This window comes from Liquorilactobacillus capillatus DSM 19910, assembly GCF_001434915.1.
In the GTDB taxonomy this organism is placed as follows: Bacteria; Bacillota; Bacilli; order Lactobacillales; family Lactobacillaceae; genus Liquorilactobacillus; species Liquorilactobacillus capillatus.
The window spans coordinates 16,868-37,451 of record NZ_AZEF01000006.1 but is presented as its reverse complement, the minus strand read 5'-3'; the positions used below and the strand labels follow the sequence as shown (position 1 = coordinate 37,451).

General features: G+C 38.4%; 20 protein-coding genes. 1 reads left to right on the top strand and 19 read right to left on the bottom strand.

The annotated features are described in order from the left end of the window. Position 1: 1 nt before the first annotated feature. The 14 genes from purD to FC81_RS00785 form a co-directional block, all read right to left on the bottom strand. Positions 2-1,273, bottom strand: coding sequence for a phosphoribosylamine--glycine ligase (purD, locus tag FC81_RS00850; RefSeq protein WP_057742044.1), 1,272 nt, complete (start codon positions 1,271-1,273; stop codon positions 2-4). A gap of 17 nt (positions 1,274-1,290) precedes the next feature. After that, entirely contained in the window at positions 1,291-2,829 is a 1,539-nt protein-coding gene (purH, locus tag FC81_RS00845) for a bifunctional phosphoribosylaminoimidazolecarboxamide formyltransferase/IMP cyclohydrolase (RefSeq protein WP_057742041.1), read from the bottom strand. Further along, on the bottom strand, positions 2,826-3,416 hold the full coding sequence (purN, locus tag FC81_RS00840; RefSeq protein ID WP_057742039.1) for a phosphoribosylglycinamide formyltransferase: 591 nt from the start codon (positions 3,414-3,416) through the stop codon (positions 2,826-2,828). Before purN ends, purH begins: the two co-directional genes overlap by 4 nt. A gap of 11 nt (positions 3,417-3,427) precedes the next feature. Beyond that, positions 3,428-4,465, bottom strand: coding sequence for a phosphoribosylformylglycinamidine cyclo-ligase (gene purM, locus FC81_RS00835; RefSeq protein ID WP_057742036.1), 1,038 nt, complete (start codon positions 4,463-4,465; stop codon positions 3,428-3,430). Beyond that, complete coding sequence (gene purF, locus FC81_RS00830) at positions 4,465-5,919, bottom strand: amidophosphoribosyltransferase (RefSeq protein ID WP_057742033.1); 1,455 nt, start codon at positions 5,917-5,919, stop codon at positions 4,465-4,467. Before purF ends, purM begins: the two co-directional genes overlap by 1 nt. Next, the gene (purL, locus tag FC81_RS00825) at positions 5,895-8,120 is read right to left on the bottom strand and encodes a phosphoribosylformylglycinamidine synthase subunit PurL (RefSeq protein WP_162254804.1); all 2,226 of its coding nucleotides are present in this window, start codon (positions 8,118-8,120) and stop codon (positions 5,895-5,897) included. The genes purF and purL overlap by 25 nt, the downstream gene beginning before the upstream one ends. Further along, on the bottom strand, positions 8,120-8,806 hold the full coding sequence (gene purQ, locus FC81_RS00820) for a phosphoribosylformylglycinamidine synthase subunit PurQ (RefSeq protein ID WP_057742030.1): 687 nt from the start codon (positions 8,804-8,806) through the stop codon (positions 8,120-8,122). The genes purL and purQ overlap by 1 nt, the downstream gene beginning before the upstream one ends. Continuing rightward, the gene (purS, locus tag FC81_RS00815) at positions 8,806-9,054 is read right to left on the bottom strand and encodes a phosphoribosylformylglycinamidine synthase subunit PurS (RefSeq protein WP_057742028.1); all 249 of its coding nucleotides are present in this window, start codon (positions 9,052-9,054) and stop codon (positions 8,806-8,808) included. The genes purQ and purS overlap by 1 nt, the downstream gene beginning before the upstream one ends. Then, positions 9,047-9,772 carry a phosphoribosylaminoimidazolesuccinocarboxamide synthase gene (gene purC, locus FC81_RS00810; RefSeq protein ID WP_057742026.1) on the bottom strand — a complete coding sequence of 242 codons (726 nt, stop codon included), beginning with the start codon at positions 9,770-9,772 and terminating at the stop codon, positions 9,047-9,049. The genes purS and purC overlap by 8 nt, the downstream gene beginning before the upstream one ends. Before the next feature lie 435 nt (positions 9,773-10,207). Then, entirely contained in the window at positions 10,208-11,506 is a 1,299-nt protein-coding gene (gene purB, locus FC81_RS00805; RefSeq protein ID WP_057742023.1) for an adenylosuccinate lyase, read from the bottom strand. Between the two features lie 14 nt (positions 11,507-11,520). Beyond that, a complete protein-coding gene (gene purK / locus FC81_RS00800) occupies positions 11,521-12,642 on the bottom strand; it encodes a 5-(carboxyamino)imidazole ribonucleotide synthase (RefSeq protein WP_057742020.1) in 1,122 nt (373 codons plus the stop codon). Next, positions 12,635-13,123 (bottom strand): 5-(carboxyamino)imidazole ribonucleotide mutase, encoded by a 489-nt coding sequence (purE, locus tag FC81_RS00795; protein ID WP_157054666.1) that lies wholly within the window; start codon positions 13,121-13,123, stop codon positions 12,635-12,637. Before purE ends, purK begins: the two co-directional genes overlap by 8 nt. A gap of 351 nt (positions 13,124-13,474) precedes the next feature. Further along, complete coding sequence (locus FC81_RS00790) at positions 13,475-13,678, bottom strand: hypothetical protein (protein ID WP_057742017.1); 204 nt, start codon at positions 13,676-13,678, stop codon at positions 13,475-13,477. Positions 13,679-13,841: 163 nt separating this feature from the next. After that, complete coding sequence (locus FC81_RS00785; protein ID WP_057742015.1) at positions 13,842-15,068, bottom strand: acetate/propionate family kinase; 1,227 nt, start codon at positions 15,066-15,068, stop codon at positions 13,842-13,844. A gap of 180 nt (positions 15,069-15,248) precedes the next feature. Between FC81_RS00785 and FC81_RS00780 the strand changes: the two genes are divergently transcribed. Beyond that, positions 15,249-15,806: a nucleotidyltransferase family protein gene (locus FC81_RS00780; protein ID WP_057742013.1), complete on the top strand. Its 558-nt coding sequence runs from the start codon at positions 15,249-15,251 to the stop codon at positions 15,804-15,806. 221 nt (positions 15,807-16,027) lie between these two features. Here FC81_RS00780 and FC81_RS00775 read toward each other — a convergent pair whose 3' ends face one another. From FC81_RS00775 to FC81_RS00755, 5 genes are all read right to left on the bottom strand, one after another. Beyond that, on the bottom strand, positions 16,028-17,365 hold the full coding sequence (locus tag FC81_RS00775; protein ID WP_057742010.1) for an aspartate aminotransferase family protein: 1,338 nt from the start codon (positions 17,363-17,365) through the stop codon (positions 16,028-16,030). Next, positions 17,362-18,810, bottom strand: coding sequence for an APC family permease (locus FC81_RS00770; protein ID WP_057742008.1), 1,449 nt, complete (start codon positions 18,808-18,810; stop codon positions 17,362-17,364). The genes FC81_RS00775 and FC81_RS00770 overlap by 4 nt, the downstream gene beginning before the upstream one ends. Before the next feature lie 348 nt (positions 18,811-19,158). Then, positions 19,159-19,584: a hypothetical protein gene (locus FC81_RS00765; protein WP_057742005.1), complete on the bottom strand. Its 426-nt coding sequence runs from the start codon at positions 19,582-19,584 to the stop codon at positions 19,159-19,161. A gap of 152 nt (positions 19,585-19,736) precedes the next feature. Continuing rightward, positions 19,737-20,069 (bottom strand): hypothetical protein, encoded by a 333-nt coding sequence (locus FC81_RS00760; protein WP_057742002.1) that lies wholly within the window; start codon positions 20,067-20,069, stop codon positions 19,737-19,739. A 49-nt stretch (positions 20,070-20,118) separates the two neighbouring features. Continuing rightward, positions 20,119-20,565 (bottom strand): universal stress protein, encoded by a 447-nt coding sequence (locus FC81_RS00755; RefSeq protein ID WP_057741999.1) that lies wholly within the window; start codon positions 20,563-20,565, stop codon positions 20,119-20,121. Positions 20,566-20,584 lie beyond the last annotated feature (19 nt).

Below are 20,584 nucleotides of genomic sequence, written 5' to 3'. Positions count from 1 at the left end.
CTTAATATGTCTTACCGGTTGCCTTAGCTCCAATATCTTTACGGTAAAAGCAATCTTCAAAGACTTGTGTTTCAAGAAAACGATAGACATTGCTCTGTGCTTCTGTAATGGACTTTCCTTCACTCAGGACAGTTAAAAGACGACCTCCATCCCCATGTAAAGCTGGTAATTTTCCCTTGACATTAGCATAGTCAACCGTAATTTTAGCATCCTTATCACTAGAAAGATCTGGTAGTAGTTGACTTTTAAGCGGCTTTTGTGGATAACCAGCAGCTGCTACAACAACTCCTAAACATGCTTTGGGGGAAGTTTCTACTTTAGGAAGTTTCTTATCATTTAAACAAGTATCGATCAATTCAGCAAAATCGCTTGCAAGCCGTGGTAAAACTACTTGTGTTTCAGGATCCCCCAAACGGACATTATACTCAATTACTTTAGGACCACTTGTCGTTAAGATGAGACCAATATATAAAATACCACAATAATCGAGTTCTGCTTTGCGCAAGCCCGCAACAGAAGGTTCAACCACTTCTGTCAGCATCGCTTGATAATCCTTTTTATTTAATTGCGGTACCGGACTATATGCACCCATCCCTCCGGTGTTAGGCCCCTTATCACCATCATAAGCTCGTTTATGGTCTTGTGCTACGGGAAGTATTCGATAATCTTTATTATTAACTACTACAAAGAGCGAGTACTCAGGGCCTTCTAAAAATTCTTCTAAGACTACCTTAGTCTGTTTACCAGCAAACTGCTCTTTAATCTGCTTTTGAGCTTGAACTGTATTTTTTGCAATTGTCACACCTTTACCAGCGGCTAAACCATCAGCTTTAATAACTACTGGTAGTTCAAAATATTTTAAACCTTGTAAGGCTTCTGCCACATTATCATACGCCGCAAACTTAGCTGTAGGTATACCATAGGTTTGCATAAAGTGAAGGGCAATTTCTTTTGACCCCTCTAGTTGTGCAGCTTTAGCATTTGGCCCAAAAATTTTTAAACCATCTTGTTTAAATGAATCAACAATTCCTGCGACGAGTGCATCCTCAGGTCCTACAAAAGTCCATGCAAGCTTTTTTTCTTTAACAAATTGCTTCAGCTTATCAAAAGCTAATTCTGAAAGAGGAACTGTTTCAATCTCATCAGTTTCCATGCCACTATTACCGGGAGCACAGTAGACTTTTTCAATCCATGGGCTTTGAAGAAGCGCTCTACATATGGCGTGTTCACGTCCTCCCGATCCGACAACTAATACTTTAAGCTTTTCTTTCATCAGTTTTTTCCTCCAGATTAGTGTCTGAAATGACGGATTCCCGTTGTAACCATTGCGATTCCATACCTATCAGCCATTGCGATCGAGTCTTTGTCACGGATACTTCCGCCAGGCTGTACGATGGCTTTGATCCCATGCTCAGCTGCATATTGGACGCAATCGTCCATTGGGAAGAATGCATCACTTGCCATTACAGCAGTATCATCAATTGCATTAAGTGCATGTTTAACAGCAATTTTAGTTGAATCAATCCGATTAGGCTGTCCAGCTCCGATACCCAACGTTCTTTCGGTGTTAGCAATTACGATTGCGTTACTCTTAGTATGTTTAACTGTTTTCCAAGCAAAAAATAGTGTCTGAAGCTGTTCTTTTGTAGGCGCATTTTGTGTAACCACTTGCCATTCCTGTGGATTTTCTTGTAGAGTATCCTGTTCCTGAACTAATAATCCTCCCATAACAGAAACTACTTCTTTTTCAGTTGATTCATCTTTTTCAGCAAAATTTAGTTTTAACAGCCGCAAATTCTTTTTCTTAGCTAAAATAGCATAAGCATCGTCATCAAAAGCTGGTGCGATAATAATTTCTAAAAATAACTGATGCATTTTTTTAGCTGTTGCTAAATCTACGTGCCGATTCAAAACAATAACGCCGCCAAAAATTGAAATAGAGTCTGCTTCGTAAGCCCGATCCCAAGCCTGTTCGATCTTATCTGCTTGTCCAATACCACATGGATTCATATGTTTCAAAGCAACAACAGTCGGTTGGTTAAATTCACGTGCAATCCTAATTGCTGCATCTGCATCCTTAATATTATTGTATGAGAGTTTCTTACCATGCAGTTGTTCTGCATTGGTAATTGCATATTTTTTAGGTAACGCATCCCGGTAAAACCAAGCTCGCTGATGGTTATTTTCACCATAACGCATTGTATCTTCAAGTTCGTAAGTCAAGGATAATTTTTCAGGTGCCTCTACCCCAGCTTGTTCAGAAAGATATGCAGCTATTAAGGTATCATAAGCTGCCGTATGTCTGAAAACTTTAGCGGCTAATCTAGCACGTGTTTCAAGACTAGTAGTCCCTTGTTCATCCAGTTCATTAGCTACCACAGCATAGTCAGCACTATCAACGACGACCGTGACATCATGAAAGTTTTTGGCTGCACTCCGCAGCATACTTGGACCACCAATATCAATCTTTTCAATTGCCGTTGTTAAACCAACATCTGGTTTCTCGATTGTCTCTTTAAAGGGATAGAGATTAACACAGACTAAATCAATTGGTTTAATATGAAGCTTTTCCATCGTTTTAACATGTTCAGGAACATCACGTCTACCCAAAAGTCCACCATGAATATAAGGATTCAGTGTTTTAACCCGCCCATCCAAAATTTCAGGAAAACCTGTAACTTCTTCGACTGAAATAGTTTTAAGTCCAGCTTCCTCTAAAACGTGTTTTGTTCCGCCTGTCGAAATAATTTCAAAACCTAAATCTACAAGTTTACTAACAAAAGGTATAAGGTTCTGTTTATCTGAAACACTTACTAATGCTCTTTTCATTGATTATTGTGCTCCTTCTGATTGAATTGAGGTAAAAGCTCTTTGATAACCTGCGGGTAAAGTCGATGTTCACATTCATGGACACGTTGTTCTAACGTTTCTAAACTATCTGTTGCTAGAATTGGAACATGCTCTTGGGCAATTATAGGTCCTGAATCAAGCCCAGCATCAACAAAATGGACTGTTACTCCTGTCTGCTGCCTCTTATCAGCAAAAGCTCGTTCGATGGAATGCAGCCCAGGATACTCAGGCAAGAAGGCTGGATGTAAATTAACAATTCTGCCATCATAGTTTGCCAAAATAGTTGGTCCAATAACACGCAGATAGCCTGCTAAAATAATAAAATCAATCTGAAATTTTTGCAAAAGTTTCATTATTTTTTCTTCATACAGACGTTTCCCGCCACACTCTTTAACTGTAAAAGTTTTAACGGGAATATGATATTTCTGCGCACGAGCAATTACATGTGCATCTGGATGGTCACAGAATAACAAACCAATCTGACCCATTATTTCATTATTTGCGAACTTCTTTGCAAGTATTTCAAAATTTGTTCCGTTACCTGATGCAAAAATAGCAACTTTCATTGTCTCAGTCCTCACTTGATCTCTATTTTAGCCTCATTTTGGGGCCGTTCAACTAGTTTTCCAATTTGATAGAATTGTTCATTCTCAGCTTTTAATAAAGATTCAACAGCTTGGAGCTTAGAGGGTTCAATTGCTAAGACCATTCCTAATCCCATATTAAATGTTTCAAAGCAGTCATTTTTACTTAATTTTCCTAATTCTGTCAAATATTTGAAGATAGGTGCCTTAGGCCAGCTAGTACTATCAACAACTGCTTGCAGGTTATCATCAAACATTCTTGGTAGATTTTCAACTAACCCACCACCCGTAATATGGCTGATACCATGGATAAGCCCTTTCTCAATCAAAGGCAGCAGAGCTTTAACGTAGATTCGCGTTGGTTCTAATAAAACATCCCCAAGCTTTTTACCATCTAATTGTTCAAGTTCAGCATCAAGTGCAAGTTTATTATCTTTAAAACAAATTTTTCTTACTAGTGAAAAGCCATTTGAATGTAAGCCACTTGAAGGTAATCCAAGCAAAAGATCTTCTGCTTGTGGTAACCGCGGTGTTAATAGACTTTTTTTCTCGGCTGCTCCAACTGTAAAACCTGCCAAGTCATACTCATCTGGTGCATACATATCCGGCATCTCAGCTGTTTCTCCACCAATTAGTGAGGCTCCAGCTTGTTGGCATCCTTGGGCCACACCATGAACGATCTCAGCAATTTTGACAGGATCGTTATGTCCAGTTGCAATATAATCCAGAAAGAAGAGTGGTTGTGCTCCTTGTGCTAAGACATCATTAACACACATCGCAACACAATCAATTCCAATCGAATCATGCTGCTTCATTTTTTGGGCTATCATCAGCTTTGTTCCTACACCATCAGTTCCAGAAACTAGCACTGGTTCTTTAATTTTCATAACACTCAAATCAAATAAACCGCCAAATCCGCCAATTGCTCCCATCACACCTGGTCTTGCTGTCAAGGCAACGTCCTTTTTGATTTTTTGAACAAGTTCATAACCCGCATTAACATCTACGCCTGCTTCTTGATAACGACTCATTAACCAATAACCTCCCGTGTTTGCTGCCGTTTTAACGATTTTAAATAACCCGCTTCGTAATCATAGAGTGGGGTTGGATACTTCCCATCAAAATAAGCTACACACAGTCCGCCGTTAGGAGCTTTTTGTGCATCCTTCAATGCTATTGCTGCTATTAGATTCTCAATACTCAAAAACGATAATGAATCTGCATCTATAATTTGGCGCATCTGCGCAACCGTATAATTTGCCGCCATCAATTCTGAACGAGTCGAGATGTCAATTCCATAAAAACAAGGGAAACGCAATGGAGGTGATGCTATTCGCATATGAACCTCTTTTGCACCGGCTTCTTTGAGTAAGTGCACTAATTGCTTACTGGTTGTTCCCCGAACGATTGAATCATCTACAATAACGACCCGTTTACCTTCAACAACACCTCTAACAGCTGAAAGTTTCATCTTAACACCACGTTCACGTAGTTCTTGTGTTGGTTGAATAAATGTTCGAGCAATATATTGACTCTTAATTAACCCCATTTCATATGGTAAGCCGCTCTCCTCAGCAAACCCACTCGCTGCTGATAGAGAAGAGTTCGGAACGCCAATTACCATATCGGCGTCCACTGGTGCCTGCTGCGCTAGCAATCTCCCCATTTTTTTGCGTGCATTATGGACAGTTACTCCGTGAATAATAGAATCTGGTCGTGCAAAATAAATATATTCCATCGAACAAATCGAGAGTTTGGTTTTCTGAGTATAATGATCGATATGCAGACCCGTTTTATTGATCATAATCAACTCACCTGGTTGAACATCACGGACAAACTTGGCTCCGATCATATCAAAAGCACAGGTTTCACTTGCGATTACGTATTCACCACTATCTAGCTGACCCACTGAAAGCGGACGGAACCCATTAGGATCAAGTGCAGCAATCAGACTGTCTTTACGTAAAAGAACAAAGGCAAAACCGCCATGAATTTGGTTTAAACTCTGTTTTAAAGCAGTAATAAAATCTAAGTCTTTTTTCTGACGAATAAGATGGATTAAAATTTCCGTATCGGACGTTGATTGAAAAATAGCTCCTTGGTCTTCCAGTTCTCGCTTTAACGATGCAGCATTGGTAAGATTACCATTATGTGCCAACGCAACATCACCATCATGAAAATGAAATAAGAATGGTTGAACATTTGCTAAAATATTATTTCCGCTTGTTCCGTAACGAACATGTCCAATTGCAGCAGTGCCTTTCAAATTCTCTAAATCTGACTCATTAGAAAAGACTTCGGCAAGTAACCCACGCCCTCTAAACTGTTGTAAGCTCTGTCCATCACTTACGACGATCCCTGCGCCTTCTTGCCCACGGTGCTGAAGACTGTGTAATCCAAAATAGGTCAAGTGACTTGCTTCTGTTGTCCCCCAAGCACCAAAAATACCGCATTCTTCATTTAGTCCTTTGATTTCATAAGGCATGGTATTGCGTCCTCCCACAATCCTTTGACTACTTCCAAATCTAAATTAAATTGACCATCTTGATAGGTAAGATGCAACTGTGATTCACCAGAGACCTTTCCAATAAGTGCTACTTTATCCTTCATTTCGGCTAAAAATTGTTTTTGCTTTGCTGGAGCAACTGTCACAATAAAACGTCCAGCCGTCTCACTGAAAAGCTCGGCACCACTCAAGGAAAGCTCTCCTTTAATACCATACTTTGTTCCAAAAGTCGTTTCTGCTAATGCAACAGCCAGACCACCCTCGCTTAAATCATGTGCACTTGCAACTAGCCCCTTTTCCATCGCAGTTAGCAGTCGCTTCATTCTTAATGTTATTTTAGTAGTATTTACTTCATTCAAAGAACCACTAATTTCACCTAACTGCATTTTTTGTAGTTCTGATCCAGCAAAGTCTTGCTTCGTCTGACCTACGAGGTAAACGAGGTCACCTTGATGCTGAACAAATGATGGAATAATATGCTTAAGATCTCTGATCAGGCCGACCATCCCAATCATTGGAGTTGGGTAAATAGCTTTACCATTACTTTCATTATATAGAGAAACATTTCCTGAAATAACTGGTGTATCTAACGTCCGGCAAGCTTCTGCCATCCCTAAAACTGATTGATGTAATTCCCAGTAGATCGCTGGATCATTGGGATCACCATAATTCAAACAATCAGTTACAGCTAATGGTAAAGCTCCACTGGCAATTAAATTTGCGGCTGCTTCTATAACAGCCATTTTCCCACCAATTTTTGGATCAAGATAAACAAATCGACCGTTGCCATCCGTTGTCATTGCCAAAGCTTTTTTTGTTCCTCGAACCCTCAGAACAGCCGCATCGCTCCCCGGTCCGACAACTGTATTTGTTCGTACCTGTGAATCGTAGGTTTGTGTAAACATTTTTTTTGAGGCAATTGTCGGCTGTTGCAAAAGCTTCGTCAGCACTTCAGCCGCGTTATTAATTTGCGGTATCCACTGCTGCTTTTTTTGTGCTTGCAAAATCCGCTGTGGGACCTGTTCTTGACTAGCCTCTTCCAGGACATCGTCAGTCAAACTACTAACAGGGATGTCAGCCACAGTCTGACCATTGTGTTTCAATAGGTACTGTTTTCCTGCAACTACTCGTCCGATCACAACTGCTTCAAGCCCGTAATCCTCAAATAGCTTTTTAACTTTTTGTTCAAATCCGGCCCGGATACAGAGTAGCATTCTTTCCTGTGATTCACTCAACATAATCTCATAAGCAGACATTTCTGGCTCACGTTGTGGAACATCATCTAGCACCAGCTCAAGTCCGCTCCCAGCTTTAGACGCCATTTCACAACTTGAAGAAACCAATCCAGCAGCACCCATGTCTTGAATACCTACTAACCAATCAGCATGCTTATTAGTTAATTCAAGGCAGGCTTCCATCAGTAGTTTTTCCATAAAAGGATCACCTACTTGTACAGCCGAACGCTGTGTTTCTTTTTCATCACTAAAATCAGCTGAGGCAAATGTTGCTCCATGAATACCATCGCGGCCAGTTTTAGCCCCAACGTACATCACAGCGTTACCTATACCTTGTGCACGTCCAACTTGCATATCCTTTTGTTCCATCAATCCGACACACATTGCATTAACCAATGGATTCCCTGTATAACAGTCATCAAAGGTCATCTCTCCGCCAACCGTTGGAATTCCCATGCAATTACCATAACCACCGATTCCGGCAACAACTTCATTTATTAAATATTTTGTTCGAGCTTGCTTAATTTCACCAAAATGGAGTGAGTCAAGCATTGCAATAGGACGAGCACCCATACTGAAGATATCCCGAATAATACCGCCAACACCCGTGGCAGCTCCTTCATAAGGTTCAATTGCTGAGGGATGATTATGACTTTCAGCTTTAAAAACAACTGCTTGTTTATCTCCAATATCAACAATTCCAGCACCTTCACCGGGACCTTGTAATACACGCTCGTTTTGGCTTGGAAATTCACGTAAGACAGGTTTAGATTTTTTGTATGAACAATGCTCGCTCCACATAACCGCAAAAAGCCCTGTCTCAGTATAATTAGGCAAACGTTTAAGCAATTTTTCACAAATATAATTATATTCCTTTTCACTCAATCCCCAGTCGAGATACGGTTTATTACTTTTTATTTCTTGCGGGCTCATTTCAGTTGCAATCAAAGTGCAGCCTCCTCTTTTATTTTGCCATTTTCAAGAATAGATTTAAAAAGACGTAAGCCATCTTCATTTCCAAGTAAAGCTTCCACCGCTCTTTCAGGATGAGGCATCATTCCTAAAACATTTCCTTGCTCATTGGTAATACCCGCAATATTATTTAAACTGCCATTGGGGTTCTCACCTGCATACCGGAAAACAACCTGGCCATTTCGTTCAAGTTTCTCCAAAGTCGCCTTATCTGCATAATAACTGCCATCTGCATGTGCAATTGGCAAACTTATGTGTTCTCCAGCCTGATATTGTGTTGTAAATGCAGTTTGATTATTACTAACTTCAAGCTCAACTGTTTTACAAATAAATTTTAGTCCATTATTTCGTTTTAATGCTCCTGGAAGTAGCCCAGCTTCGGTAAGGATCTGAAAGCCATTGCATGTTCCAAAAACAAATTTACCAGCTTGCGCAAACTCAATAATCGCAGGCATTATATTACTAAAGCGTGCAATTGCGCCACTTCGTAAGTAATCACCATATGAAAAACCTCCGGGAAGCATAACTGCGTCAAATCCCGCCAAGCTTTTCTGTGTATGTGAAACGTATGCAACATCTGCATGGCAAACGGTATGCAGAGCTTCATAAAGGTCAATATCACAATTTGAGCCAGGAAAAACGACTACAGCAATTTTCATTAAGCTTCCTCCATAATTTCATAACGATAAGTTTCTAGATTAAAGTTAACTAGTAATTGTTCTGAAATTTGAGCAACTGTTTCTTTAACTTTTTCTATATTTCCTTCTACTTCAACGTCAAAGAATTTACCAACATGGACTTGCTTTACTTCATGATATCCTAAACTATGAATTGCTTCAGTAATCGTCTCACCCTGTGGATCAAAAACTGATTCCTTATAAGTCACAAATATTCGGACATTAGTCATTAGAGGTTCCTCCCAGTTTTTTCTCTAAACGTGTCAGTACTTCTTCATAGACGGAAGTTAAATCACCTAAATCACGCCGGTAGACATCTTTGTCCATATGTTTCTTACTTTTCAAATCCCATAAACGGCAATTATCGGGCGAAAATTCATCTGCTAAAATAATTTCATTTTGGTTAGTCTTCCCAAATTCAAGTTTAAAGTCCACTAATTGAAGATCAATTTCCTTAAACAATGCTGTCAGCAACTTGTTTACTTTTCGTGAAATCTGCCACATCGTTTGAAGGTCCGTTACCGATGCTATCTCTAGTGCACTAATCTGTGATTCATTTATAAATGGATCATCTAATTCATCACTCTTAAAATAAGTTTCTTCAACTGGTGCTTTGAAAACCAAACCTTCTTCGATTCCAAAACGAGATGAAAAATGTCCAGCAGCAATATTCCGTGTTACTACTTCAAGCGGAATAATCTTGACCTTTTTAACTAGCTCTTCTGTTGCTGAAACCTTACGAATAAAATGTGTTGCTATCCCATTCTCTTTTAAGAACTTAAAGATCAGACTTGAAATCTGATTATTCAACTGTCCTTTACCAGCGATTTGATCTTTCTTTTTACCATTTAATGCTGTCGCTTGATCCATATAAACAACACGAATTACATCATTATCAGTCGTCGTCCACATTTGTTTGGCTTTTCCAGAATAAATAAGCTCGTCCATAATTTCAAATCGTCTCCTTTAATATAAAACACGAATTATAAGTGCGTAGATAGACTTAAACAGTCGCTATTTATGTTAAAGATTAACAATTTTTTGATTAATAGTCAATAGTAAAAACCCGAACTTTGAACAAAAATTATTAAGAAAAGTTATTATTAAGTAAATAAGAGTTCAATACAATCTATTTATAAACATTTAAGCGCATCAAAGCCGAACATCTTAACAAGAATAACTTATACCAGCTATCAAAAATTGAATTTAAGATAGTGAACGTTATAACTTCTCCGTTCTAATAATTAAAGCCAAAAAAACTGGCTTAAACGAGGCAATCCTCATTTAAGCCAGTTTTTTTAATTATAAGATCTTTTAGTCAGAGTTATGTGTAAGCTTAATTCTGATGCTTAATTATTTAAGGGACAGTTATCTAAGCTAGTTTTACTTACCTAAACCGACACGCTCAAAAAGATCATCAACATGGCGTAAATGCCAATGGTAATCAAACGCATCATCAAGATCAGCCTTAGTTAGATGTAACATAATTTGTTTGTCAGCCTCTAATAACGGTCTAAACTGAACTTGTTTGTCCCATGATTCTGCTGTCTTAGGTTGGATCAAATCATAAGCATCTTCTCGACTCATTCCTTTATCAATTAACTTAAGTAAAACACGACCACTGTAAATCAATCCAAAAGTCCGTTTCATGTTGCGCTTCATGTTATCCGGAAAGACCGTTAGCTCTTCTAGTATTTTTCCAAAGCGATGCAGCATATAGTCAACTAAAATTGTTGTATCTGGTAAAATAATGCGTTCCGCTGACGAATGTGAGATATCTCGTTCATGCCATAACGAAACATCTTCATAAGCTGTAACCATATGTCCACGAACTACCCGTGCTAAACCGCAAATGTTTTCTGAACCAATCGGATTTCGCTTATGTGGCATTGCTGAAGAACCCTTTTGCCCTTTGGCAAAGTGTTCTTCAACTTCTCGTGTTTCAGATTTTTGCAACCCACGAACCTCAGTCGCAAACTTCTCCAAGCTTGTTGCAATTAATGCTAAAACTGAGATATATTCAGCGTGTAGGTCACGTGGAAGTACTTGACTTGAGATTTCTTGTGCACGGATTCCTAATTTTTGACAAACATACTGTTCAACATATGGGTCAATATTAGCGAAAGTACCGACCGCACCACTGATTTTCCCAGCCTCAACTCCTGCAGCCGCATGTTCAAAACGTTCAATATCTCTGTTTATCTCTGAATACCATCGTGCAAGTTTTAATCCAAAAGTTGTTGGTTCGGCATGAACCCCATGTGTCCGTCCCATCATCACAGTATATTTATATTCTTGTGCTTTCTTTGCAACAATTGCCTTAAACTGTTTTAAATCTTGACGAAGTAATTTGTTGACCTGCTTTAATTGATAACCATAAGCAGTATCAACAACATCTGTACTAGTTAAACCATAATGAACCCACTTTTTTTCATCACCTAGAGATTCAGAGACACACCGTGTAAACGCGATTACATCATGGTGTGTTGTTTGTTCGATTTCAAGGATTCTATCAACCTTAAAACGTGCTTTTTCACGAATTTTAGCAACATCTTCTGTTGGAATATGTCCTAGTTTAGCCCAAGCTTCATCAGCTGCAATTTCAACCTGAAGCCAACAGTCATATTTTTTCTCATCAGTCCAATTTGCTGCCATCTCTGGCCGTGAATATCTTGTGATCATTCTTTTTTCTCCTTTTAATCCCAGACTTTTGTACTAGCAATTTCGTCTAAAGTGTCTGTAAGCTGATCAGTTAGAATTGTTACATGTCCCATTTTACGATCGTGTCGAACCTCACCTTTACCATAATCATGGAACTGCCACTGTGGCTTCTCCTTAACCAGCTGTCTACAGCCAGCCACATGCTGTCCTAAAATATTTACCATTACAACAGGTTTGAGCAGTTCGATTCTAGGCATTGGCCAAGCACAAATCGCTCTGTTATGAATATCAAATTGAGAAAAGTTACATGCTTCAATTGAATAATGTCCAGAATTATGTGGACGTGGTGCCAGTTCATTGATAAAGATCTTACCTTCAGCATTAACAAACATTTCAACTCCAAGTATTCCACATAAATTAATTCCTGCAGCAATTTTTTTAGCCATTTGTTGTGCTTTCTGTTGTACGTTTAACGGTAAACGTGCGGGAATAATACTCTCATGCAGAATCTGATTACGGTGAATATTCTCACTAACAGGAAAAACTGAGGTTTCACCACTTGCGCTGCGTCCAATCATGACTGAGCATTCTTTATCAAAATGAACCCAGCCTTCCAAAATACATTGCCCCTTCTCAAGAAGTTCTGCCGCTTCGGGTAGATCTTCTTTTTTCTTCAATACTAACTGAGCCTTGCCATCATAGCCACCCTGGCATGTTTTTAAAACAGCAGGGTACCCGATTTTTTTAACAGCTTCTTCTAAATCTACCACATTATTGATTGCTGCAAAAGGGGCTACTTCCAAACCATGTTCTTGTAAAAATGTTTTTTCTCGTATCCGATCTTTCGTAATCGCTAGTAATTTTGTGCCTTGAGGGATAGAAACTATTTCTTTAGCATCTTCTAATGCTTGCAGATCGACATTCTCGAATTCATACGTTAAAACATCTGAACGCCGAGCCAATTCTTCAATAGCTTTTAAGTCAGCATAAGGCGCAACAATCTGGTCATCAGCCGTCTGACCAGCAGAACAATCTGGATTAGGATCTAAAATAAGTACCCGAAAACCGGCTTTTTTTGCTGAAAAGGCCAGCATTTGCCCTAATTGTCCACCGCCAATAATCCCGATCGTCCTACCTTGTTCAATAAACTTAGTCAAGCTGTTCACCACTTTTCACTGAATCATCATGTTGTTTTTTGCGAAAAGTAAGTAACTCATTCTGTAAGTCTTTATTATTTATAGCTAATATTTGTAGTGCTAACAAGGCTGCATTCTTTGCCCCAGCTGTACCAATCGCGGTTGTTGCTACTGGTACACCTGCTGGCATCTGCACAATTGATAACAACGAATCAAGCCCATTAAGCGCGTGGCTTTGAACAGGTACACCAACAACTGGTAAGATTGTATTAGCAGCCATCATCCCAGGTAAATGGGCTGCTCCTCCCGCACCGGCAATAATAACCTTAACTCCTGCCGCAGCGGCATTCTCAGAAAAGGCGAACATTTCGGCTGGCATGCGGTGTGCTGAAATAACATCTTTAGTATATTCAACCTGAAATTGATCTAAGATTAAGGCTGTTTCCTTCATTGTTTCCCAATCTGAGATACTGCCCATAACTATACTTATTTTGCTACTCACATCTATCCCTCCACTTTTTATTTAGCTTACCAAATCAAAAAATGAATGTCAAAGTAAAAATCGAACTATTCTATGTATATTCAATTATTCATACGTGTTATTTTCAAGAACTTATTTTTCAAAGGTATTAAGGTTATTAAAAAGTACATATACAGCGAAGAGGTTGGATCAAAAAATGATCCAACCTCTCTCTTCTATGCTTATATAAAAGAAGAACATGTTTATAGTAGTAAGTCTTATCTTACCTAAATCGATACTATTAAAACCAACTCTTACAATAAACTAAAGTTACTATTTAAAATCGAATAACTATTAAATCGTGCTATTTCCCTAAAATCAAGTATTTAATTTCTAATCTTCAGCTGCAGACATTGCTTCTAGTATAATCTCTAGGTGATCACGCTCTGCTAGCAGATTGCGTCGTTTCTCATCGTAAGCATTCAAAAGATGACGTCCACGACTGCTATGATTTATCTTTTCACAAACATCATTAAGTTCAGCAACTTTTGCTTCTGCAGCTTGATACTCCGCTAAAATATCAAATTTATTGCCCATGACAAAACCCCCTAAAAATTAGTTGATTATCTGACTTGAATAATCTAACATGTTTTGGCAGGTTTGTGAACCTTTTTATGTTACGATTAGTTTACAATTAATTATCAAAAAAATAACTAATTAAAAAATTAAATCTGACTTATGAGTTCCCTTACATAGATCTTTAGCCTGCATGTATTTTAGAATAAACTTCCTTACTTTTATCCGCTAACGTCTGCACATCTCGTGCAATCATAAGTTCCTCATCTGTTGGGATCATCATCACAGCTACTTTTGAATCTAGACTTGATACAAATTCAGCTTGTCCTCTCAGCTTATTCTTCTCTTGGTCAATTGTTATGCCCATATAGGCAAGACGTTTCATTACTAGTTCCCTAACTCGAGCCGAATTTTCACCGATTCCTGCGGTAAAAACAATTCCATCTAAGCCGCCCATCTCAGCTGTATAAGCACCGATATATTTAACAACATCTTTAACAAAAATATCTTCTGCTAACTGTGCTCTTTCATTCGTTGCTTTCTTTTCTTCTATATCGCGCATATCTGATGAAATGCCTGAGATACCTAGTAAACCAGACTTTTTATTTAGATCATAAATAATTTCTGGCATTGAGTGCATTTTTAATTTTTGCATCATAAACGATATCATCGCTACATCAGTATCACCAGAACGTGTCCCCATCGTAATACCAGTAAGAGGAGTGAAACCCATCGAAGTATCAAAAGATTTACCGTTTTTGACGGCACAGATCGAAGCCCCGGCACCCAAATGACAGGTAATGAGCTTAAGCTCTTTAAGTGGTCGTTCCATCATTCGTGCAGCTACCCTTGCAACATAACGATGACTTGTTCCATGCGCTCCATACCTTCTTACTCCATAGTTGTGATACCACTCATATGGGACACTGAAAAGAAAATTCGTTTTAGGCATGGTTTGATGAAATGAGGTGTCAAAAACAGCAACTGCAATTGCTTTAGGCAGGATTTTTTTAAAAGCCTTAATTCCCATTAAGTTAGCGGGATTATGGATAGGCGCATATTCAGCCAGTTCATTTATCTGCCGCATCACTTTGGTATTAATAACAACTGATTTTTTAAAAAACTCACCACCCGCGACCACACGGTGACCCACTCCTGTAATTTCAGCATATTCTTTGATAATATCAAGTTCGAGCAACAAATCGAGTAACTTCTTAACAGCAGTAGCATGATTTTCAATATGTTCTGCTTTTTCAAAGCTCTTTGTTTTATTATATTTAATTTTAATTTTTCCTTCATCCAACCCGATTCGATCAAAAAGACCTTTGGCAATAACCTTTTCCTCCGGCATCTCAAATAACTTAAATTTCAAACTCGAACTTCCAGCATTAATCGCAATAATCTTTTGCATAACAATTCCTCCCAGCTCTTACTTAAAACGTTTTCATATACAATATAACAAATTTCAAGACAAAATTCACTAATATCTAGCTAATCAAAGTTTTTATTTATTACTTTAACCAAAAAACAGACTTTTATTTTCTCTAAAAACAACCTACAATAATGGTTATAACACTATTGGAGGCTCCTCATGGAATACGAACAGGACTTAATCAGCTTAATTAAAGAAACACCCGAACTAACTAGCTTATTAGAGATTATCAGTACTTTTAAGCTCTCAAATTGGGCATTATGTGCTGGTACAATTAGGAACCTAATCTGGAGCCAGCTATCATACCGCCCATATTCAGCTATCAAAAATAATATTGATATTCTTTACAGCAACTCATCGGAATCCTATGAACATCTACTAACTACTAGAGCACTAATTACTCAAAAATACCCAAACTACCTTTGGAATCTACAGAATACAGCTTTAACTTCTACAAATGGACGAGAACCCCATGGTAAAGATCTGCTAACAGCTATTTCAACAATCCCTGAAAACTGTAGTGCAGTTGGAGTCTATCTTGAGAATAACAAGCTGCAAATAATAGCACCTTATGGTCTTAAAGACCTTTTTAAATTTGAAGTTCATCCCTCACCACTTTTTATGGCGGACCCTAAAAAGCTACAATTTTATCGTCGACGGATGCTTAGAAAAAACTGGCCAGCACTATGGCCTGAAGTCCTTATTTTTGATGATTAATATTCTTTCTCATGTAGTACTAGCTGAAATAAAAATAAATTGGTTTTTATTAGTAAAAAGGACAGAACCAGTTCAAAAAATAATTTTTGAACTGGTTCTGTCCTTTGTTGTTTTACTTTAGTACTGCTATACACTAGTTCACTTATAACAATAATATCTCCAAACAAGATTCCTATAATTGGTAGTATCCTTATACTGTCATCAAATTACAACACTACTAACTACCAGCCGATATCATCTGCATTAGCAGGTAACGCTAATCTTCCCTCTTCTAGTTCTGAAAAGGCTTGTGCGATTATTTTGAAAGCCTGATGTAGTTGTTCTTCCGTTATCACTAACGGTGGTTGAAATCTCAGAATATTAGTCTTCAGACTAATAATAATCGCTCCCAACTTAAAAATACGATAAATTAATTTAGTTGCTGCCAATCCATCTGGTTTGTGCGTTACTGGATCAATGATATCTATTCCACCATTAAGACCATAGATACGGCACTGACCGATAAAACTATGCTTAGCCTGTTCAGCTTTAAAAAAGGCTTCTACCTCCGTGCCTAGTAAAGCTGACCGTTGAACTAGTTTTTCATTCTCAATAACATCAAGTGTAGCCATCGCGGCCGCCGTTGTAACAGGATTACCTGAAGTAGTAAATAGATGTGCTGGTGCATCTAGAGAATCCATTATCTCAGTACGCCCTATTACCGCACTAAGTGGTAGTCCGGAAGCAAGTGATTTTCCGACTGACATCAAATCAGGTTCGACCCCAAAATGTTGGATTGACCACCATTTACCCGTTCGACCTAATCCTTGGTTAACTTCATCTACTGCAAATAAAATACCGTTTTTATGCGCAAAGTCAGCAACCTTGCGTATAAATTCAACTGGTGCTTTCACGATTCCACCGTCACCTTGAATTGGTTCAATAATAATTAATGCTGTCTCTTCAGCTGGGAGAAAAGTTTCAAAAGGACGTTTAAATTCAGCAAACATTCTCGCCACAAAGTCCTCTTCACTCTCGTTTTTTGTACGTTGCCACGGATCCGGGTAAGGAACCTTAACTACATCCGGTAGTAAGGGTCCTATTTTCCGTGTCATATTCAGACTCACAGCTGATAAGGATAATGAACCATAAGTTGCTCCATGATAAGCACCCATAAAGCTTACAAGGTAAGGGCGTTTCGTATATGCCCGCGCAAGCTTGATAATACCATCATTAGCATCTGACCCCGAATTACCCCAGAACATCTTTTTGGGCCCACTTATAGGTGCTAATTTGCATAAACGTTGAGCCAACTTAGCTGCTGGTGTATTGGCAAAATAAGCGGGTGTATACTGAATTAATTTAGCTGCTTGCTTTTGGATAGCAGCTACAACATGCGGGTGCGCATGACCTGTATTCACCGCAGAGGCACTAGCTAACAGATCAATATATTCGTTTCCTTCGATATCTTTGATGATGGCACCTTTCCCAGAATCAATCACAATATTAAAGTATTTAATTCTAGCTGTTTCAGCAAGGACATTGCTCTCATCGTCAAGTAAACTTTTATTATTAATCATTTTTCTGACCGATCTGCGCGTTTGCTAAGGTAAGAGTGGCGCATCCCATATGCAAAGTAAATAATCAGGCCTAAGATAAACCAAATTAAAGCATAAACTTTAGCATCATAATCCAACCCCCAGAAAACACCTAAAGCAGCTAGGAAAGCTACTGCTGGTAAAACTGGATAAAACGGCATCTTGAAAGCTGGTTCAGGAATATCCTTACCTTCACGTGAACGCAAAGCATAGATTCCTAATGAAACGAACATAAAAGCAATCAATGTACCCGCTGAAATTAATTGGGCTAGAAACGCGAATGGGAAAAGTGCTCCCAGCAAAACACCTACTACTCCTAAAACTAATAACGAACGATTAGGTAATTTTTTGTCATTTAAAACGCCCAGCCATTTTGGTAACATTCCATCACGACCAAATGAGTATAACAAACGTGAACCGGCGAGCATCATTCCAATCAGAGCTGTAAACATACCGACAACAGCAACCGCTTGAACAATTAAAGCGATGACAGGGTGTCCGCTTTGACGTAACGCCCAGCCAACAGGTTCAGCATTATTCGCGTAGCTAGAATAGTGAAACATTCCGACTAAAACTAGTGAAACAGCGACAAAGAGAATAACGGCAATTAAAAGTGACCCCAGAATACCACGTGGCATTGTCTTTTGTGGGTTTTTCGCCTCGGCCGAATTTGCAGCAATTGAATCAAATCCAATATACGACAAGAAAATTGATGAAACACCTGCGTAAATACCTTGCCAACCGCCAAATGAAGAGCCATCTGCATTAACATGATGTTCAGGAACAAAAGGAATATAGTTTGCCTTATGCAAGGCAGTTGCACCAACAAAAATAAAAATTAGAATTGCAATAACTTTTAAGACAACTAAAACATTTTCAACACGTGCTGCACTTGATGCCCCTCTAGATAACAAAACAGCAATTAATGCAATAACAACAACCGCAACAAGGTCGACAAATCCACCGTCTGTTCCGAATGCATTAGCTAAATACTTGGGAAGCTCAAATCCCAGCGGCTCCATTAACCCTCTAAAATTAGCTGATAATCCTGAAGCAACAAAAGCAACAGCGATAAAATACTCCGCCAGTAAAGCCCAACCGGCAATCCAACCAAAAAATTCACCAAAAATAACATTAATCCATGAGTAAGCTGAACCGGCAAACGGCATTGCTGATGACATCTCCGCATACGCAAACGCAACTAACCCGGCAACAATAGCCGCCGCAAGGAATGATAACGCCACTGCAGGGCCTGCATATGATGCAGCAACTACTCCTGGTAAAGTAAAAATTGACGTCGAAACGATTGTCCCAACTCCAAGAGCAAGAAAATCCTTGACTGTCAAAACCCGTTTTAAATGTGAGTCTTTATCTTGATAAACATTGGGATCTTCTTTTAAAAAGAGCCTTCTCATAAGATTTTTCATATAAATTCCTCCACGGTGTAATTAAAGTTGTAATAAGTTAGAAAAATTATAACAAATATATTAGAAAAGTCAATCATTTCTAATACTAAGAAAGTAGATAAGCAGTATACTTACAGCCCTTGACCATTTCAACATTAATTAAAGATTAGATAAGCAGTTTAGGAGTCTCATTAAAAAATATTTTTATTTATTGAGGCTTATAAAAGACACTTAAAATAAGTGACATATTACACTTATTTTGAGTGTCTACTTTTATTTCAAATTGTAATGTATAAGGAAACTATTATTATCAAATTCGCACCTGACAAAGAGCTACTATCTTTGCCCCAAAAAGACTGAAATGCTTACTTAAATCTCACTTTTTCCTAGTAAGTAAGCCTGCATAAAGATTAGTGGTGCACAGACAATCAAGAAAGTATACTTCATTAGGCTGAAACCCATTCGTAATAGGGCTTCCCGAGGATCATTTTTATTTATACGCGTTGTTGCAACACGCGATAATGGGGTTGCCTCCTCAATAGTACCGGTTTCCGATACCATCCCCTTCTTTCGCTGTGTCCGCGATAAAGATTCAGTCAATTCCTTATCTTTGATCCTTTTTTCCTTAAAAGAACGTTGGTTAAATGGGTAAAGCATAATATAATTACTGAGTAGATAATAATTTAAAAGTAGCCTCCAGTCCGCGCTTTTAACAAGGTTAGCTAACGCGACTAAAATAACGAAAGACCCTAATCCTTTCAAAAGCGATAACCCATATTCTTTCATAATATCCATTAGCAAAACTCCAATTCTCTTACATAATTATTCATAACAGACACATGGAATATTTTACCATAAAAAAAAACCTGCTTTCAGCAAGTTCTGTTAGTTTAAAAAAAAAGTAACTTTAAAACATATTATATCCAGCGAGGTCTCTTATCTGCTGGTTATGCCTTATTAATCGTTTTTATCACTTTCTCATCTAAATAATTTACGTAGATTGAAGTGATTGTATACAAATCTAAAAAATAAACTACTTCAAGTAATGAAGCAAAAAAAGCCATTGCGACAGAAAGCCAGAAAAGAACCTGTCCTAAAAGAGTCCAACGTTTTTTCTCAGCTGCAACTCTCATTAATTCTTGGCTTCCTGCTACTTCTACTTTCTCTGCCTTATCAAGATTAACCTTACTTCGCAATTTTTTGACTGCTAAACTTGTTTTTAAATTGTAGACAATCAGAAAAACAAGACTGCCAACAGCGATAATTTCAAGCCATGTCATCAATCAATCCCCCTACAGTACTGATGGCAAATCAAATTTCTTCTTTACTCTAGCTAACGACCATTACATCGCAACGTGCCATTCGGATAACATAATCAGTAACTGCTCCCATTAAGATCCGCCCGACTGGACTCATTCCTGTTTTACTTATAATAATTAAATCAGTATGATATTCATCTGGAAATTCCTTTGATATTATCATGCGTGGCGAGCCAAAACGTGCATGTACAGAGACATCTTTATGTCCAGCCTTAAAGACCTTATCCTCTAATTCCTTTAGATAGGATTGAACATTTTCAAAGGTCGAATAAATAATATCACCGGTTGGGTCAATCACTCCCCCAATATTGCTAGCAAAGTACTTTACATCAATAACGTTTAAAATATCGAGATGCGCATCATTGCGTTTAGCAATTGTAATCGCTCGTTCCAAGGCTTTCTCTGCATTTTCTGAACCGTCTACTGGCATCAATATTCTTTGATATTTTTGTACCATGGCCCCCACCTCTTTCTTT

Coding starts and splice junctions, on each gene's coding strand:
- purD (WP_057742044.1), bottom strand. CDS start 1,273: ATGAAAGAAAAGCTTAAAGTATTAGTTGTCGGATCGGGAGGACGTGAA.
- purH (WP_057742041.1), bottom strand. CDS start 2,829: ATGAAAAGAGCATTAGTAAGTGTTTCAGATAAACAGAACCTTATACCT.
- purN (WP_057742039.1), bottom strand. CDS start 3,416: ATGAAAGTTGCTATTTTTGCATCAGGTAACGGAACAAATTTTGAAATA.
- purM (WP_057742036.1), bottom strand. CDS start 4,465: ATGAGTCGTTATCAAGAAGCAGGCGTAGATGTTAATGCGGGTTATGAA.
- purF (WP_057742033.1), bottom strand. CDS start 5,919: ATGCCTTATGAAATCAAAGGACTAAATGAAGAATGCGGTATTTTTGGT.
- purQ (WP_057742030.1), bottom strand. CDS start 8,806: ATGAAAATTGCTGTAGTCGTTTTTCCTGGCTCAAATTGTGATATTGAC.
- purS (WP_057742028.1), bottom strand. CDS start 9,054: ATGACTAATGTCCGAATATTTGTGACTTATAAGGAATCAGTTTTTGAT.
- purC (WP_057742026.1), bottom strand. CDS start 9,772: ATGGACGAGCTTATTTATTCTGGAAAAGCCAAACAAATGTGGACGACG.
- purB (WP_057742023.1), bottom strand. CDS start 11,506: ATGATCACAAGATATTCACGGCCAGAGATGGCAGCAAATTGGACTGAT.
- FC81_RS00790 (WP_057742017.1), bottom strand. CDS start 13,678: ATGGGCAATAAATTTGATATTTTAGCGGAGTATCAAGCTGCAGAAGCA.
- FC81_RS00785 (WP_057742015.1), bottom strand. CDS start 15,068: ATGCAAAAGATTATTGCGATTAATGCTGGAAGTTCGAGTTTGAAATTT.
- FC81_RS00780 (WP_057742013.1), top strand. CDS start 15,249: ATGGAATACGAACAGGACTTAATCAGCTTAATTAAAGAAACACCCGAA.
- FC81_RS00775 (WP_057742010.1), bottom strand. CDS start 17,365: ATGATTAATAATAAAAGTTTACTTGACGATGAGAGCAATGTCCTTGCT.
- FC81_RS00770 (WP_057742008.1), bottom strand. CDS start 18,810: ATGAAAAATCTTATGAGAAGGCTCTTTTTAAAAGAAGATCCCAATGTT.
- FC81_RS00765 (WP_057742005.1), bottom strand. CDS start 19,584: ATGGATATTATGAAAGAATATGGGTTATCGCTTTTGAAAGGATTAGGG.
- FC81_RS00760 (WP_057742002.1), bottom strand. CDS start 20,069: ATGACATGGCTTGAAATTATCGCTGTTGGCAGTCTTGTTTTTCTGATT.
- FC81_RS00755 (WP_057741999.1), bottom strand. CDS start 20,565: ATGGTACAAAAATATCAAAGAATATTGATGCCAGTAGACGGTTCAGAA.